This is a genomic window from Pseudomonas sp. NPDC089407 (assembly GCF_044900445.1).
GTDB lineage: Bacteria > Pseudomonadota > Gammaproteobacteria > Pseudomonadales > Pseudomonadaceae > Aquipseudomonas.
In genome coordinates this window covers 1-14,961 of sequence record NZ_JBJDNB010000011.1, presented here as the reverse complement: position 1 = coordinate 14,961, position 14,961 = coordinate 1, and the positions used below count along the sequence as shown (strand labels likewise).

The window sequence follows — 14,961 nt, the reverse complement described above, 5'->3', positions numbered from 1 at the left end:
CGGCTGGCCCTACCGGGCCAGCCGCCTTTTCTTTTTCAAAATGTCAGCGCCACCGCAGATCTGGAGCCATACATCTCATGTTTGCTGCGCGACAGCGCAGCCCGGAAGGGCTGGGTGATCTCCCACAGGTACTGCATTGGCCTGTCAGCCTGCAGTGACCCTGTGGGAGCTGGCTTGCCGGCGATGAGGCCGGTGCAGGCGACTACAGGACCGGCTTGCGCGCAGCGCCGCTGCGGGCCTTGGCCATGGCGGCCAGGCGCACCGCGACGTTGGCCGCGCCGTAGCCGGCATACCCCCCCTTGCGCTGGATGATCTCGAAGAAGAAACGCTCTTCGAACGGCTCGGTGTACACGTGGAACAGCTCGCCGCCCTGGGCGTCGCGGTCGTACAACACGTTGTAGTACGCCAGCTCGCTGAGGAACTCGTCGTCGAAATCGAAGCGCGCCGCCAGGTCATCGTAGTAGTTCAGCGGGATCTCCAGCAGCGGCACGCCGGCAAGCTTGGCCCGCGCCACTTCGCGGAAGATGTCGTCACAATCGAAGGCGATGTGATGCACCCCCGAACCCCGGTAGCTGGACAACGCATGGGCGATGGCGGTGTTGCGGTTTTCCGAAATGTTCAGCGGCAGGCGCAAGGTGCCGCACTGGCTGCGCAGGGCGCGGCTCTTGACCAGGCCATAGGGGTCGGGCAGCACCACTTCGTCGTCGGCGGCGAAGTCGAACAGGCTCTTGTAGAACAGTACCCAGCTGTCCAGCGACTCGGCCGGCAGCGCCAGGGCCATGTGGTCGATGCGGCGCAGGCCGCCGGTGGCGCTGGCGTTCGGGTCCAGGCTGAAGTCGGTGTCGTACAGGGTGTGGCCGGCGGTGCCCTGTTCGACCAGGTACAGCAGGCTGCCGTCCGGCGCACGTACCGCCGGCACTTCGCACTCGTTGGGGCCGACCAGGCCGCGGAACGGCTGGCCACGGTAGGCGGTGGCACGCTTCAGCGCAGCCTGCTGATCCTTGACCCGCAGCGCGGTGGCGCACAGCGACGGGCCATGGGCCTCGAAGAAGTTGTGGCCAAATGAATACGGCTCGGCGTTCAGCACAATGTTGATATCGCCCTGGCGCAGCAGTTGCACCTCTTTGCTGCGGTGCTTGCCGGCTTCAGCAAAGCCCAGGCGCTTCAACCAGCTGCCCAGGCGCGCGCCGACGGCTTCGTCAACGGCAAATTCAAGGAACTCCACGCCGTCATAAGTGCTGGCAGCGGGTGGAGTAAACAGCACGCTAGGTTCGATCGGGGTGTTTTCCTGCTCCAGGCGCAGGCGGGTTTGCTCTTCGAGGTACAGCAGCGAACGCAGGCCATCGGCGGCATTCTGCCGGGTTGGCGCGGCGCGGAAACCGTCGTTGAAGATTTCCAGCGACAACGGGCCACGGTAGCCGGTGGCGAGGATTGGCGCGAGGAAGCCGGCCATGTCCATTTCGCCCTGCCCCGGGAAGCAGCGGAAGTGACGGCTCCACTCCAGCACGTCCATGGCCAGGATCGGTGCGTCGGCCATTTGCACGAAGAAGATCTTGTCGCCGGGGATGTCGCGGATCGCACTCGGGTCGCCCTTGAGCGACAGGGTATGGAAGCTGTCGAGGATCACCCCGAGGGCCGGGTGGTCGGCCTGGCGCACCAGGTTCCACACTTGCTGGTAGGTATTGACGTGGCGGCCCCAGGCCAGCGCTTCGTAACCAATACGCAGGCCGCGCTTGCCGGCATGCTCGCCCAGCAGGCGCAGGTCGTCAACCAGCAGCTGTTCATCGCCCAGGGCATCGGCCTGGACGTTACTGCACACCAGCACCAGGTCGGTGCCCAGTTCCTGCATCAGGTCGAACTTGCGCTCGGCGCGGTCGAGGTTTCTCTGCAGCCGGTCGCGGCGGCAGCCTTCAAAATCGCGGAACGGCTGGAACAGGGTAATGGCGATGCCCAGATCGGCGCACATCTGGCGCACCTGGCGCGGGCTGCCGGCGTAGTAAAGCAGGTCGTTTTCGAAGATCTCGACGCCGTCAAAACCGGCGGCGGCGATGGCTTCGAGCTTTTCCGGCAGTGTGCCGCTCAAGGACACGGTAGCGATCGAACGCTGCATGGCGGGAGTTCCTTGTTGTTAGAGGGATACGGTGCCCGACAGGTATAAACCCCTGTCACAGTTTATGGCACGATCGATTATTCGCAGGTAAAGTCGTCGCTTCAATCTCTTTGTACGGAATGGTTAGTTTTGCGTTCGATTATCGCACAAAACCCGTTTTAGCGAATTGCCAGCCCACTGGCCCGTGGTCAACATGAACCACAGACGCAGGCACACCGACCGCTGCCTCCTGCCTTGGCAAAACCCCTGGCGGAACCTGCGCAAACAACAATAACAACGGAGACAACGATGGCTCACTCCAGCTCGCAAGCAAAAAAAGCGACCGCCAGTGGATGGATAGGCTCGGCACTCGAGTACTACGATTTCTTCATCTATGCCCAGGCCGCTGCACTGATTTTCCCGCAGATCTTCTTCCCCAATACCGACCCGAAAATGGCCATCATTGCTTCGTTGGCCACCTATGGCGTGGGCTACCTGGCGCGCCCGGTCGGCGCCTTCGTGCTGGGCCACTGGGGTGATACCCGCGGCCGCAAGAACGTGCTCCTGCTGTGCATGTTCCTGATGGGCCTGTCGACCATGGCCGTCGGCCTGCTACCGACCTACCACGACATCGGCTACCTCGCACCGGCCCTGCTGGTGGTACTGCGCCTGATCCAGGGCTTTGCGGTGGCCGGGGAAATCTCCGGGGCCAGTTCCATGATCATGGAGCACGCACCGTTCGGCCGAAGAGGCTACTACGCCAGCTTCACCTTGCAGGGCGTACAGGCCGGCCAGGTGATGGCCGCGGCCGTGTTCCTGCCACTGGCCTACTTCATGCCGAGCGAAGCCTTCACCGAATGGGGCTGGCGCATTCCGTTCCTGATGAGCGCCATCGTGCTGATTGCCGGTTTCATCATCCGTAAGGAAGTGCACGAAACCCCGGCGTTCGTGAAGGAAGAAAAACAGGACAAGGTAGCCAAGTCGCCGATCAGCGAAGCGTTCCGCCATAGCTGGAAGCACATGGTGCTGGTGATGTTCATGGCGCTGATGAACGTGATCCCGGTAGTGGCCACCATCTTTGGTGCGGCCTACGCGGTGCAGCCGGCCTATGGCATCGGCTTTGACAAGAGCGTGTACCTGTGGATTCCGGTGGTCGGCAACATCGTCGCGGTGCTGGTGATTCCGTTTGTCGGCAACCTGTCTGACAAGATCGGCCGTCGCCCGACCATGATTGCCGGTTGCCTGGGCTCGGGCCTGCTGGCCTTTGTCTACCTGTATGCAATCAGCATCCAGAACGTGCCGCTGGCCTTCACCGCTTCGATCGTAATGTGGGGCATGGTCTACCAGGGTTACAACGCGGTATTCCCAAGCTTCTACCCAGAGCTGTTCCACACCCGCTACCGCGTTTCGGCCATGGCCATCGCGCAGAACATCGGCACCATGCTGACCGCCATGCTGCCGGCGCTGTTCGCCCTGGTTGCCCCACCTGGCTCGGAGAACATCCCGCTGGTGATTGGCGGGCTGGCATTCTTCATCACCTGCGTGTGCGCCCTGGCGGCCTACATTGCCCCGGAAACCCACCGCCTGGCGATGGAAGACCTGGGGAACCCAGACGCCAAGCCGATGGAAAAGGAAGCGTATGAGGCTAACCGTAAAGGTAGCTTTCAGGCGGTGAGTCACTGATAGACCGCAGGGGGCTGCTCTGCAGCCCTTTCGCCGGCAAGCCAGCGCCCACAGGGGCTACACAGTCCTCAAGTCTTGTGCAGTACCTGTGGCAGCTGGCTTGCCGGCGAATGGGCCGCAAAGCGGCCCCGACATTATCAGCCTTCAACAACTTCCTGCAGACGCGCCCACAACCGCTCCACATCCCCCCGCTCAGTCGGCAAGGCCCCAATCGACACCCGCACCATCCAGCGCCCATCCAGCGTCGCCGGCGTCACATACGCATCCCCGGACGCATTCAGCCGCTCAGCCCAGCCTTTGGTATGCGCATCCAGCGCCTCCCCTTCCAGCCCTGCCGGCTGATGGCGAATGCACAACGTCTGCAACTGCACCGGTGCCAACACTTCCCAGCCCGGCGCAGCCGCAACCTGCCCCGCCAGCCACTGGGCATTGTCCAGGTCACGCCGCAACCGCGTCTGCAACGCTTCAACCCCTTCGCTACGCAACATGAACCACAGCTTCAACGCGCGGAACCGGCGGCCCAGCGGGATGCCCCAGTCACGCAGGTTCTTCACCTCGCCATCCACTGCCGATTGCAGGTAGCTGGGGTTGGTGCTCATCACCCGGATCAGGTGCTGCGGGTCGCGCACGTAGTAAATGGAGCAATCGAAGGCCACGCCCAACCACTTGTGCGCGTTGACCACTACCGAATCGGCCAGCTCGATGCCGTCCCACATCCAGCGGCATTCCGGCAAGATCATTGCCGAACCGGCCATGGCCGAGTCCACATGCAGCCACAGGCCATGGGCCTGGGCGATCTCGCCGACCGGGCGCAGCGGGTCGAGAGCGGTGGTGGTGGTGGTGCCGGTGGTGGCCACTACGGCGCAGGGCTGGTTGCCGGCGGCCAGGTCTTGCTCGATGGCCGCCTGCAACGCCTCTGGGCGTAGGGCGTAGCGTTCGTCGGTGGGGATCAGGCGAATGTTGTCGCGGCCAAAACCGGCCAGCAGCGCGGCCTTGTCCACCGAGCTGTGGGCGTGGGCGCTGACATACACGATCAACGGCTTGGCTTCGGCCTGCAGGCCGCCGCGCACCAGGGCGTAGTCGGTGGCACGCTCACGGGCACTGATCAGTGCCACCAGGGTGCTGGTCGAGGCGGTGTCCTGGATCACCCCGCTCCATTGACCAGACAGGCCTAGCAGTTGGCGCAGCCAGTCGAGGGTGGTTTCTTCCAGTTCGCTCAGCGCCGGGCTGGACTGCCACGACAACCCCAGTACGCCCAGGCCGGTGCTGAGAAAATCACCCAGCACCGAGGACAGTGTGCCGTTGGAAGGGAAATAACCGTAGAAGTCCGGGTGCTGCCAGTGGGACAGGCCGGGCATGACCAGCTGGTTGACGTCGTCGAGGATGGCCTCGAAGGGTTCGCCTTGCTGGGGGGCCTGTTCTGGCAAGGCGGCCTTGAGGTAGCCGGGTTCGACCTGGGCCATGACCGGGCGTTCGCCGACGGTCTGGCGGTAGTCGGCGATCAGGTCGATCAGCTGGTGGCCGTATTGGCGGAATTGTTCGGGGGTCACGCTGGCTCTCCTGTGGGTTGTCCGTTGCCTGTCCCGGCCCTATCGCCGGCAAGCCAGCTCCCACAGGAAAACCACAAGTGCTGAAATTTGTGGGGTACCTGTGGGAGCTGGCTTGCCGGCGATAGGGCCAGTGCTGGCCACACAATGCCCCCAGTCTAGGCCGCTATCCCCAGACGAATAACCCCACATCACGCATAGCTGCTATGGCAAACCCGCATGCCCACCCTGCACACCGAACTGCGACTGGCGCCACAACTCGAACACCCGGTTGCGCAACCAGCGGTGTTCGGCCGAGGCCTGCAAACGCTGGTGCCACACCACCCAGTAGCGCTGGCTGTGGTCGATGAAGCCCAGCGGCCGCCAGGCCAGGTCATGCAAACGGCTCAGCTGCCGGGCAATGTGCTCGGGGACGGTGGCCACGGCCTGGCTATTGGCAATCACTTTGACCGTAGCCGAGAAGAACGGCACTTCCAGGCTGACTCGCCGCTGCAGGCCCTGGGCGCGCAGGTGGCGGTCGATGAAGCTGTCCTTGTCACCACCGCCGGAGATACGCACATGCTTGTGCGCCAGGTAATCGGCCTGGCTGAGCGCGGTATGTGCGCTCAGCGGGTGGTCACGGCGCATCAGGCAAACCGCGCGGTCCTCGCCCAGCAGGCGCCCGTGCAGGTTGGGCGGCGACTCGTCGAACAGCGTGGTCGCCAGGTCGATCTCGCCGCTGGCCAGCAAGGCGTACTGGCCGGCCTGCCAGGTGCGGTACTCCAGCGAAACGCCCGGTGCTTCCTGTTCCAGCGCAGCGACCAGCAACGGCAGCATGTGTTCGGCCACATAGTCCGAAGCAGCCAGGCAGAAGCGCCGCTCGCAGCGGCCCGGGTCGAAGACTGCGGGCTGGCGCAGGGCTTGCAGTTCTTCCAGAACTTGGCGCAAGGGTTCGACCAGGGTTTCGGCGTGTTCGCTAAGCACGTAGCCGCGCCCTTGGCGCACCAGCAAGGGGTCGTCAAACGCTTCACGCAACAGGGCCAGCTGGCGGCTCAGGGCCGACTGGCTAACGCCAAGGCGCTCGGCGGCGTGGCTGAGGTTTTTCAGCTGCAGAAGGTGGTCGAGGGTGCGCAGGTGGGCGAGGCTGAGGGAGGCGAAGGTGGGGTTCATCGGGGTTCGGCTCCGGACTGCTGCGAGGGCTTCGCCCTCGTTTCGCGACGCAAGGCCGCTCCTACAGGGACCGCATCTCTCTGTGGCTTGCGCGGTCCCTGTAGGAGCGGCCTTGTGTCGCGATGGGCCGCAAAGCGGCCCTAATCACACAAATCAGTCAGTTAGACCCACATAAACATTCTGCACATCATCGTTCTCGTCTATCGCTTCGAGGAACGCTTCTACCTCTGCCAGCGCTTCAGCACTCAGGCTGGCCGCGCTCACCGGGTTTTTCGGGGTGTAGCCGATCTTCGCCGAGGTCACGGTGAAGCCCTGCTCAGGCAGGGCCTTTTGCACCGCGTCAAGGTCGGTGGTGTCGGTGATGAACAGGGTCGAGCCCTCTTCTTCACCTTCTTCAAAGTCTTGGGCACCGGCTTCGATGGCGGCCATTTCCGGGTCGGCATCGCCTTCCGGGGTGGCTTCGATCAGGCCGACGTGGTTGAAGTCCCAGGTCACCGAACCGCTGGCCCCCAGTTGGCCCTTGCGGAACAGCACGCGGATCTGCGCGACGGTGCGGTTGACGTTGTCGGTCAGGCACTCGACGATCAGCGGCACCTGGTGCGGGGCGAAGCCTTCATAGCTGACGGCATGGTACTGCACGGCTTCGCCGTCCAGGCCAGCACCTTTCTTGATGGCACGCTCCAGGGTTTCACGGGTCATCGAGGCTTTCTTGGCCTGGACAATGGCCAGGCGCAGGCGCGGGTTCATGTCCGGGTCGGCGCCAGACTTGGCCGCAATCTGAATTTCCTTGGCCAGCTTGCCCATCACCTTGCCTTTGGCGTTGGCCGCTGTTTCTCTATGTTTGGCTTTCCACTGTGCGCCCATGTCGACTCTCTTTGTTTCAGCGGCCGGTTCAGGAAGCGACCGGCCAAAAGTGGGTGCAGTTTATACGCCCTCGAGCCGGTGTTCGACAAGTAATCGCTGGGGGCCGCTTCGCGACCCATTCGCGGCACAAGACCGCTCCCAAAAAAAATGGGTAACGCCAAAGACTCAGCCTTTATCGGCTTTACCTGCCGCCGCCGCAAACCGCGCCAGGCGCACATCCAGCCGGCGCGGGCGCAACCCGTGGTCTTCGGCGCGCTCCTTGCGGCGGATGGCATTGCGCACCATCAGCGACCCCAGGTAGCGGATTGGCTCAGGCGGGAACAGGCCCAGCGGCCCTTTGACCAGCGGCGAGCGGGTCCACGGGTTGTCCAGCCCCAGCGCCAGCGACGACAGGATCTGCCCGCCCATATGGCACGGCCCCACCCCGCTGCCGGAATAGCCAAACCCGTAGAACACATTGCCCTGCCCGTCCAGCCGGCCAAAGAATGGCAGCCCGGTCACCGAGCGGTCCGACGGGCCGTTCCAGCTGGCCGCCAGCGGCACCTCGGCCAGCGCCGGGAAGAACCCGCCAAGGCTTTCGCGCAGCAATCGCCGGTACGGTGATGGCTGGTCGAACACCGGCAACATGCGCCCGCCATAGGCAAAGGTATTGCCACCCTTGCCCAGCATCAGCCGGCCATCGGACGTGTTGTGGTAGTAATGCACGAAAATGCGCGAGTCGAGCACGCTGATGCCGCTGTCCAGGCCGATCTGGCGCAGCAGTTCGGGGTACGGTTCGGTAATCACCATGTCGCTGGAAACAATCGCCACGCTGCGCTCGAACTGTGGGAAGGCCCGCGCCATCCAGGCGTTGAGGCCCAGCACCACGCGGTCGGCGCGCACACTACCGTTGGCCGTGCGCACCTGCACCGGGGCGCCATGCTCCAGGCCAGTCATGGCGGTGCCCTCGAAAATGCGCACCCCGCGCTGCAACGCCACCCGGCGCAAGCCGCGCACCAGCTTTCCCGGCTGCACGGTGGCAGCGGCTGGCGAGAACCAACCTTCCAGGTGCCGCGCCGAACCGGCCAGGCGCTGCACCTGCTCCAGCGGCAGGCGGCGGAACGCATTGATGCCCTTGTGCTCCAGCGCGGCGATCACCGCATCGGTGGCGCCTACCTGGGCGGCATTGGTGGCGGTGTACAGCGTGCCGTCCAGGCGGTAGTCGCAGTCGATGCCATTGGCCGCACAGAACGCGCCGATCTCACTGATGCTGCGCTCCGACTCACGCACCAAGCGCACCGCCTCGGCCGCACCGAACAGGCGCTCAAGGGTGAAGTACTTGGCCGACCAGGACAACGCACACCCGCCATTACGGCCACTGGCCCCGGCACCGCAGATGTCGGCCTCGATCAGCATTACATCCAGCGCCGGTACCGCCTCCTTGAGCATCAGCGCCGTCCACAGGCCGGTATAACCACCGCCGACGATGCATATATCGCAACGGGCGTCGCCTTGCAGCGGCGGGCACACCGCCTCCTGGGTCGATGCCAGGGCCTGTTGTAGCCAGAAGGGTCTCATCCGCTCGCTTTCCTTTAGGTACGCAGTGGCTTGATTGCCATGCTGGTGTTCGGTGCCACATCGCTGCTCTGCGGGCTGCTGGCCGGGCGGCTGTTCCAGTGCGGCAGCAGTACCAGCGCCGAGAACAGCGCGCAGCCGGCAAACACGATGAACACCGTGACGCCATCGAAGTAACCTGGCAGCAACCCGCCCAGCACCGCGCCCACCGAACCGCAGCCGTTGACGAAGCCCGCTGCGGTGGCCCCGGCCTTGGCCGTGCCGAAGTCGATGGCGGCGGCGCCGCTGATCATCGAGTCCGGCCCGTACAGAGTCAGGCCCATGACAAACAGCAAGGCCACGACCAGCACTACGCTGCCGGTGTGCATCGCCGCCATGAACGCCGCCAGGGTCACCGTCAACAGCACCAGGCTGATCACGCAGGCCGGCATTCGCCGGGCGCCAAACAGCTTGTCGGAGGCCAGGCCAATCATGATTGGCCCCAGCAGCCCAGCCAGTTCGAAGGCGGTCGGGATGATTGCCGCGCCCACCTTGCCCACCGAGGGCATCTGCTCGAAGACGATCACCGGCCCCGATAACAGGATGGCGTAGCGCGCCGGCTTGAGCAGGAAGTACGCCAGGCCCAGGGTCAACACCGTGCGGTTGCGCAAAATCTCTTTCAGCGGTGCCCACACGCTGCACAGGTTGTCGGCCGGGGCCATGCTCTGCGGTTCGGGTTCCACCGCCGGCAGGCCGACGTCTTCGGGTTTGTTGCGCTGCAGGAAGAAGAACAGCACCGCCACCAGCGCCACCACCGCAGCGCTGGAGAAAAACGCCGCGTGCCAGGTGCCGACCAGGGTATAGGCCCACCAGCCGGCAAACGGTGAAGCCACCAGGCCGCCGAAGGCATAGCAGGAGCTCCACAGGCCCAGCACCCGCCCCCGCTGCGAGGCCGGGAAGAAGCTGCCGATGTTCTTGCACAGGCCGGCCCAGCCGGTGGATTGCGCCAGGCCCTGCACCAGCATGCAGGTGGCAAAGATCGGGAAGGTGGCGTAACTGCCCATCACCACTGCCGCCACGGCGGATATCAGCAACCCGCCAAGCACCACCACGCGCGGGCCGAAGCGGTCGGCCAGCATGCCCCAGGTGAACTGGCCCACGGCATAGGCGGCCAGGTAAATGGCGTCGAGGTTGGCCATGGCGGCCTTGTCGAGCATGAAGGCCGGGTCTTCGGCGATGCCCAGCTTGGCCACCGAAAAGGCTTTGCGGGTGAAGTAGAAGGCGGCGTAGGCCAGCCAGGTGATGGCGAAAATCTGCATGCGCCAACGTTTGATCGTGGCTAGGGATTGATTCATTTAAGTCTGACCTCTTGCTTGAGTGTGCCGGCAGAATGTGAAGAAACGCCTGTCTTGTTCTTGTGTTACGCACAGCGATGACGAGGCTGTCATCGGGTCAGGTGGCACCGGGTGGGCACCGTGGCCCTGGCGGCACTTGTGGTGCCTGCGTCGGGCTGAAATGCATGGAAACAGTTGCGGAAAAATAAATAAAATCGATTTATCGTATTACACACATAAGCTCAGCTTGTTACTGAGGTGCTCATGTCGGTTTCCCACGCACAACTCAAGGCGTTCCACGCGGTGGCCGTGCACGGCAGCTTTACCCGCGCGGCAGAAAAGTTGTTTCTGACCCAGCCAGCCGTGTCGGACCAGGTGCGCAAACTGGAGGAACGCTTCGGCGTGTTGCTGTTCCACCGCAACAAGCGCTCGGTGCAGCTCACCGACCTTGGCGAGCGCCTGCTGGGCATCAGCCAGCGCCTGTTCGCCTGTGAAGCCGAGGCCCATGACCTGCTGCAGGACTCGCGTGCGCTGCACACCGGCAGCCTGGTGCTGGCAGTGGATGCGCCGGTGCACGTGCTGCCGCAGATCGCCCGCTTCTGCCAGCGCTACCCGGGCATTCAGGTGAAGATCGAGACCGGCAATACCGATGAGTCGCTGGCCCGTTTGTTCAGCTACCAGGCCGACCTGGCCCTGCTTGGCCGTGATGTCGACGATGAGCGCCTGCACTGCCTGCCGCTGCGGCGCGACCCGATGGTGGCGTTTGTCTCGCACAACCATCCGTGGGCCAGCCGTGGCTCGATCAGCCTGGCGGACCTTGACGACACGCCACTGGTGCTGCGCGAGCCTGGTTCGGTAACGCGGCAGACGCTGGAGGAAGAGATGCAGCGCGCCGGGCTGCGGATTCGCCCGGCCATCCAGGTGGAAGGCCGCGAGGCCGCGCGTGAGGCGGTAGTGGTGGGGATTGGCGTGGGGGTGGTGTCGGCGGCGGAGTTTGGCGCCGATGCGCGGGTGTGTGCGCTGCCGATCGTCGATTGCCAGCGGCATTTGACCGAGACCCTGGTGTGTTTGAGCGAGCAGCGTACGCGGCGGGTGGTGGCGACCTTTTTGCAGATGGTTGAGGAAGGTTTGTAGCCTGCACTGGCCCTATCGCCGGCAAGCCAGCTCCCACAAGTACGCCACAATTTCAGCACTTGTGGTTTTCCTGTGGGAGCTGGCTTGCCGGCGATAGGGCCAGTGCAGGCTACCCAACTATGCTGGTGTAACTTCATGACTGGGCACTCATCCCATGCTCTACCGCCTCGCCGCCGACACCCTGGTCCTGCTGCACCTGGCCTTCATCCTGCTGGTGCTGTTCGGTGGCCTGCTGGTACTGCGCTGGCGCCCTGCCCTGCTATTGCACCTGCCGGCCCTGGCCTGGGGCCTGGCGGTGGAATGCCTGCACCTCGGCTGCCCACTGACAACCTGGGAAAACCGCATGCGCAGCGCCGCCGGTGACGCGGGCTACCAAGGCGGCTTCGTCGAGCACTACATCTGGCCACTGATCTACCCTGCCGGGCTGACCCCGCACATCCAGCTGCTGCTGGGCAGCTTCGTACTGCTGCTCAACCTGGGCATCTACAGCTACGTGGCCTGGCGCTGGCGCCGCCCTAGCGGGTAGCAACAACGAACAGGCGCGGGAACGGCAACAGCACCTTGCCGTCGGTGGCCGGCGGGTAGTCGCGCTGCATCGCCTGCAGGTACATCTGCAGGAAGCTGGCCTGCTCCTGTTCATCCAGCCTGGCCAGATAAGGCCGCAGCGCCGAGCCCTTGAACCATTCCACCACCGCTTCGGCGCCGCCCATCAACGGGTGGTGATAGGTGGTGCGCCATACATCCACCCGCGCGCACAACGGGCTGAGCAGGTCGTAATAGAACGCCGCGCTATGCCGGGGCGGCAGCTGGAAGTCGGCGAACTTGGCCGCCCAGGGGCCCTGGCTGGCAATCTCGCGCAATTGCCGGTGGGCGGGCTCGTCGAGGTTGTCCGGGGTCTGCACGGCCAGGCTGGCGCCTTCGCTCAACTGGCGTACCAGGTGCGGGTACAGCGAGGCGTGGTCGGGCACCCATTGCAGCGAGGCATTGGCGAGGATCAGGTCCTGTGGCTCGGGCGCGGACCAGCCGCTGATGTCGCCGATGGCCGTGCGCATCCGGGGGATGCACAGCCGCTTGCGCTCGCGGGCCTTGGCGATCATGTCCGGGTCACTGTCCAGCGCCGTCACCTGGGCGTCGGGGTAGCGTTGCAGCAGCACTTCGGTGGAGTTGCCGGGGCCACAGCCCAGGTCGGTGGCGTGGCGCACCGGGCGCGACGGGATGGCGGCGAGCAGGTCGCGCACGGCGCGGGTGCGTTCATCTTCGAACAGGGAATACTGGGTGGCGGACCAGGCCATGTGTAGCTCCTTAGGGCGGGCGGTGTGTTCAGCATATGCCATCTAAAGCCCTGTGCGGTCCCTGTGAGCGGCCTTGCGTCGCGATGGGCTGCGAAGCAGCCCCGGCAATCTATGCCAGGGCCACAATTTTGGGGCCGCTTTGCGGCCCATCGCGACGCAAGGCCGCTCCTACAAAGGAACGCATCCCTGCCTTCAGAAGTCCCAGCGGGTGATCACCATGACCTTGCGTGGCTCGCCGTAGTAGCCACTGTAGAACGTGGTATCCAGCGCACTGAGGTACTTCTTTTCGAACAGGTTGTTGACCTTCAACGTTCGAAAGCTGGTCGGTGATCTGGTGACGGCCCATCAGGTTGAACACCGCGAACAGGCCCTGCTTGGCCTGACCGTCTTGCCCAAGTCGGTGGGCGCGGCAGTGAAGTGGATGCCGCTCTGCCAGTTCATGCCACCGCCTACGGTCAGGCGGTCCAGTTCACCCGGCAGACGGTAGGTGCTCCACAGCTTGACCATGTTGGCCGGGAACACCGTGTTGATGCGTTCACCATCGGCGCCCTTGATGATGCTGCGGTTGTAGCTGGCGCTGAGGTTCCAGTCTGGCTGCAGCTCACCACTGGCCTCCACTTCGACCTAAGGTTGACTGGCATTAGGGCAAACCCACATTTGTAGCAACGTACCAAACCTGCCAGCTGTTCGTAAACCTAACATTTTTATCAGTAGCAGGATGTTTTCAGCGGGTTAATAATACTGAAAATAACGAGGTGATAAAGTTATGGAACGTATCTTCTATAAGGGTCGCCACCCCGTCATCTTGCTTGCGGAAACCGAGCGCACAGTTTTTTTTCGTGCAGCCGCTCAGTTGCTCGCTCAGCGCGGGCCGATAAATAATCTGTTACTGGCAACAGATCAGACTGGGACGGTAATGCGTGATGCGCAGCAAGAATCATCGTTTAACTATTCTGCATATGGGTTTGAGCCTGACTTGTCGAGCAGTAAGTGCCGAGTAGGATTTAATGGCGAGGTGTATGATCGCACATTCCAGGGATATTTGCTGGGGGGCAGGCGGGCGTATATTCCAAGTCGCCCTGGGTTTAATTCGCCCGATGTATTTAATATGCAAGGGCAGGAGCTGAATTGGATGGGTTACTGTTCTGGTGATCCGGTCAATTACAGCGACCCCAGTGGGCGGACCAGGGCCCCATCAACTACAGGGAGTCCATCACTCAAGACACTGGCGAAGATTGCTGCGCAGCGCGACAATCGCGTCCTCACACAAATGCACTATACACTGGACACAGATTTTATTCATACTCTAGGTGGCGGTGATTTGGTGCAAGCTACGCTTACCGCTCCAAAATCTATGGTAGAGAATGTTACTAAATCTTTGATCCCGAAAGAATATGACAATTTTTTCTTGAAACACCCTGAGCTATCGAAATACAAACTACCCATTTCAGGCGAAAGAGTTCTGAGTCTTAAGTATTATGCAGAGGATTATTCTGATTTATATTCAGTGACCGTCAAGGGATTAGGAAATTGGTTCAAAAAAACGAAAGTCGTGCCGCTTGGCATAACGACTGGCCATGCCAAAGATTTGGAGACTTTGTTAAGGCCTTATGCTCGCAGGATACACAATATTCAAGAAGCCTATCGATCCGGCCCGGTTACGGAGCAGCATTCTTTAGACAGAAGAAAACTTTGGGTAGATATTGCTAATGATGATGCGCTAGATTCGTATACGTATGGTGTTTCCTATCAAATTTCTCAAATAAGACGCAACTCATCGTTTTGATCAGGTTTAGGCAGCCACTGCCTCATACCCGAGTTTCCGGTTCAGGGTCTGCGCCTGATCTTTCACTTTGGAGGCACGCTGCCTGACCAATGAGCGAACACGGCATGTCAGGTCGTCGGACGGAAAGCACCACGCAGAAGCCCGTGTGTCATCAGTTGCCAAATCCATTGGCAATTCAGCACATCGGACTTGCGACCCGTGATCTGCCGTGTTGCCCGGGCATTGAGGAGGTAAACCTCGAAGCCACGTTCGCTGAGGATCTCGTAAATCGGAATCCAGTAAACGCCTGTGGGCTCCATGGCTACGACGGTGATGGCCAAACTTTTGAGCCAGTCCGCCGGCCTGTGCAGGTCGTCAGTAAAGGAAGTAAATGACTGGACGGCGCAATCGGGATGAACGACCGTGAAGCGTTGCTTGGCCATAGGTTACGCGTTCGTGACGGGTATCTTGTGGGGGCGGGCAAGCCCTAATGCCAGTCAGTTAAGACTGCCGGGGCTGCTGTGCAGCCCATCGCCGGCAAGCCAGCTCCCACACCGACCGCATCGGATTC

At 62.6% G+C, this 14,961-nt stretch carries 12 protein-coding genes and 1 pseudogene; 4 read left to right on the top strand and 9 right to left on the bottom strand.

Annotated features, from left to right (window positions below):
* Positions 1-202: 202 nt before the first annotated feature.
* Complete coding sequence (gene quiC, locus ACI2KG_RS10745) at positions 203-2,110, bottom strand: 3-dehydroshikimate dehydratase QuiC (RefSeq protein WP_404661878.1); 1,908 nt, start codon at positions 2,108-2,110, stop codon at positions 203-205.
* 288 nt (positions 2,111-2,398) lie between these two features.
* Here quiC and ACI2KG_RS10740 point away from each other — a divergent pair, with 288 nt between their 5' ends.
* The gene (locus tag ACI2KG_RS10740; RefSeq protein WP_404661877.1) at positions 2,399-3,772 is read left to right on the top strand and encodes an MFS transporter; all 1,374 of its coding nucleotides are present in this window, start codon (positions 2,399-2,401) and stop codon (positions 3,770-3,772) included.
* 137 nt (positions 3,773-3,909) lie between these two features.
* Here ACI2KG_RS10740 and ACI2KG_RS10735 read toward each other — a convergent pair whose 3' ends face one another.
* The 5 genes from ACI2KG_RS10735 to ACI2KG_RS10715 all read right to left on the bottom strand — a co-directional run bounded on the left by ACI2KG_RS10735 (position 3,910) and on the right by ACI2KG_RS10715 (position 10,220).
* Positions 3,910-5,322, bottom strand: coding sequence for a DOPA decarboxylase (locus ACI2KG_RS10735; RefSeq protein WP_404661876.1), 1,413 nt, complete (start codon positions 5,320-5,322; stop codon positions 3,910-3,912).
* A gap of 201 nt (positions 5,323-5,523) precedes the next feature.
* Positions 5,524-6,468, bottom strand: a complete 945-nt coding sequence (locus ACI2KG_RS10730; RefSeq protein WP_404661875.1) for a LysR family transcriptional regulator — start codon at positions 6,466-6,468, stop codon at positions 5,524-5,526.
* 153 nt (positions 6,469-6,621) lie between these two features.
* A complete protein-coding gene (locus ACI2KG_RS10725) occupies positions 6,622-7,332 on the bottom strand; it encodes a YebC/PmpR family DNA-binding transcriptional regulator (protein WP_404661874.1) in 711 nt (236 codons plus the stop codon).
* A 165-nt stretch (positions 7,333-7,497) separates the two neighbouring features.
* Entirely contained in the window at positions 7,498-8,889 is a 1,392-nt protein-coding gene (locus tag ACI2KG_RS10720) for an FAD-dependent oxidoreductase (protein WP_404661873.1), read from the bottom strand.
* Between the two features lie 14 nt (positions 8,890-8,903).
* Positions 8,904-10,220, bottom strand: coding sequence for an MFS transporter (locus ACI2KG_RS10715; RefSeq protein WP_404661872.1), 1,317 nt, complete (start codon positions 10,218-10,220; stop codon positions 8,904-8,906).
* A gap of 243 nt (positions 10,221-10,463) precedes the next feature.
* Here ACI2KG_RS10715 and ACI2KG_RS10710 point away from each other — a divergent pair, with 243 nt between their 5' ends.
* Together ACI2KG_RS10710 and ACI2KG_RS10705 are read left to right on the top strand one after the other, a co-directional pair.
* Complete coding sequence (locus ACI2KG_RS10710) at positions 10,464-11,333, top strand: LysR substrate-binding domain-containing protein (RefSeq protein WP_400617326.1); 870 nt, start codon at positions 10,464-10,466, stop codon at positions 11,331-11,333.
* A gap of 154 nt (positions 11,334-11,487) precedes the next feature.
* The gene (locus ACI2KG_RS10705; RefSeq protein WP_404661871.1) at positions 11,488-11,859 is read left to right on the top strand and encodes a DUF2784 domain-containing protein; all 372 of its coding nucleotides are present in this window, start codon (positions 11,488-11,490) and stop codon (positions 11,857-11,859) included.
* Here the strand turns inward: ACI2KG_RS10705 and tam are convergent.
* Together tam and ACI2KG_RS10695 are read right to left on the bottom strand one after the other, a co-directional pair.
* Complete coding sequence (gene tam, locus ACI2KG_RS10700) at positions 11,849-12,625, bottom strand: trans-aconitate 2-methyltransferase (protein ID WP_404661870.1); 777 nt, start codon at positions 12,623-12,625, stop codon at positions 11,849-11,851. The genes ACI2KG_RS10705 and tam overlap by 11 nt on opposite strands.
* Before the next feature lie 345 nt (positions 12,626-12,970).
* A complete protein-coding gene (locus tag ACI2KG_RS10695; RefSeq protein WP_404661869.1) occupies positions 12,971-13,243 on the bottom strand; it encodes a hypothetical protein in 273 nt (90 codons plus the stop codon).
* 148 nt (positions 13,244-13,391) lie between these two features.
* Here ACI2KG_RS10695 and ACI2KG_RS10690 point away from each other — a divergent pair, with 148 nt between their 5' ends.
* Positions 13,392-14,411 (top strand): RHS repeat-associated core domain-containing protein, encoded by a 1,020-nt coding sequence (locus ACI2KG_RS10690; protein WP_404661868.1) that lies wholly within the window; start codon positions 13,392-13,394, stop codon positions 14,409-14,411.
* 36 nt (positions 14,412-14,447) lie between these two features.
* On the opposite strand, the pseudogene ACI2KG_RS10685 reads toward ACI2KG_RS10690, so the two are convergent.
* Positions 14,448-14,833 (bottom strand): annotated as a pseudogene (locus tag ACI2KG_RS10685) (transposase); the annotation flags it as partial.
* Positions 14,834-14,961: the final 128 nt, after the last annotated feature.

Coding starts and splice junctions, on each gene's coding strand:
- ACI2KG_RS10705 (WP_404661871.1), top strand. CDS start 11,488: ATGCTCTACCGCCTCGCCGCCGACACCCTGGTCCTGCTGCACCTGGCC.
- ACI2KG_RS10730 (WP_404661875.1), bottom strand. CDS start 6,468: ATGAACCCCACCTTCGCCTCCCTCAGCCTCGCCCACCTGCGCACCCTC.
- tam (WP_404661870.1), bottom strand. CDS start 12,625: ATGGCCTGGTCCGCCACCCAGTATTCCCTGTTCGAAGATGAACGCACC.
- ACI2KG_RS10740 (WP_404661877.1), top strand. CDS start 2,399: ATGGCTCACTCCAGCTCGCAAGCAAAAAAAGCGACCGCCAGTGGATGG.
- ACI2KG_RS10725 (WP_404661874.1), bottom strand. CDS start 7,332: ATGGGCGCACAGTGGAAAGCCAAACATAGAGAAACAGCGGCCAACGCC.
- ACI2KG_RS10715 (WP_404661872.1), bottom strand. CDS start 10,220: ATGAATCAATCCCTAGCCACGATCAAACGTTGGCGCATGCAGATTTTC.
- ACI2KG_RS10690 (WP_404661868.1), top strand. CDS start 13,392: ATGGAACGTATCTTCTATAAGGGTCGCCACCCCGTCATCTTGCTTGCG.
- quiC (WP_404661878.1), bottom strand. CDS start 2,110: ATGCAGCGTTCGATCGCTACCGTGTCCTTGAGCGGCACACTGCCGGAA.
- ACI2KG_RS10710 (WP_400617326.1), top strand. CDS start 10,464: ATGTCGGTTTCCCACGCACAACTCAAGGCGTTCCACGCGGTGGCCGTG.
- ACI2KG_RS10720 (WP_404661873.1), bottom strand. CDS start 8,889: ATGAGACCCTTCTGGCTACAACAGGCCCTGGCATCGACCCAGGAGGCG.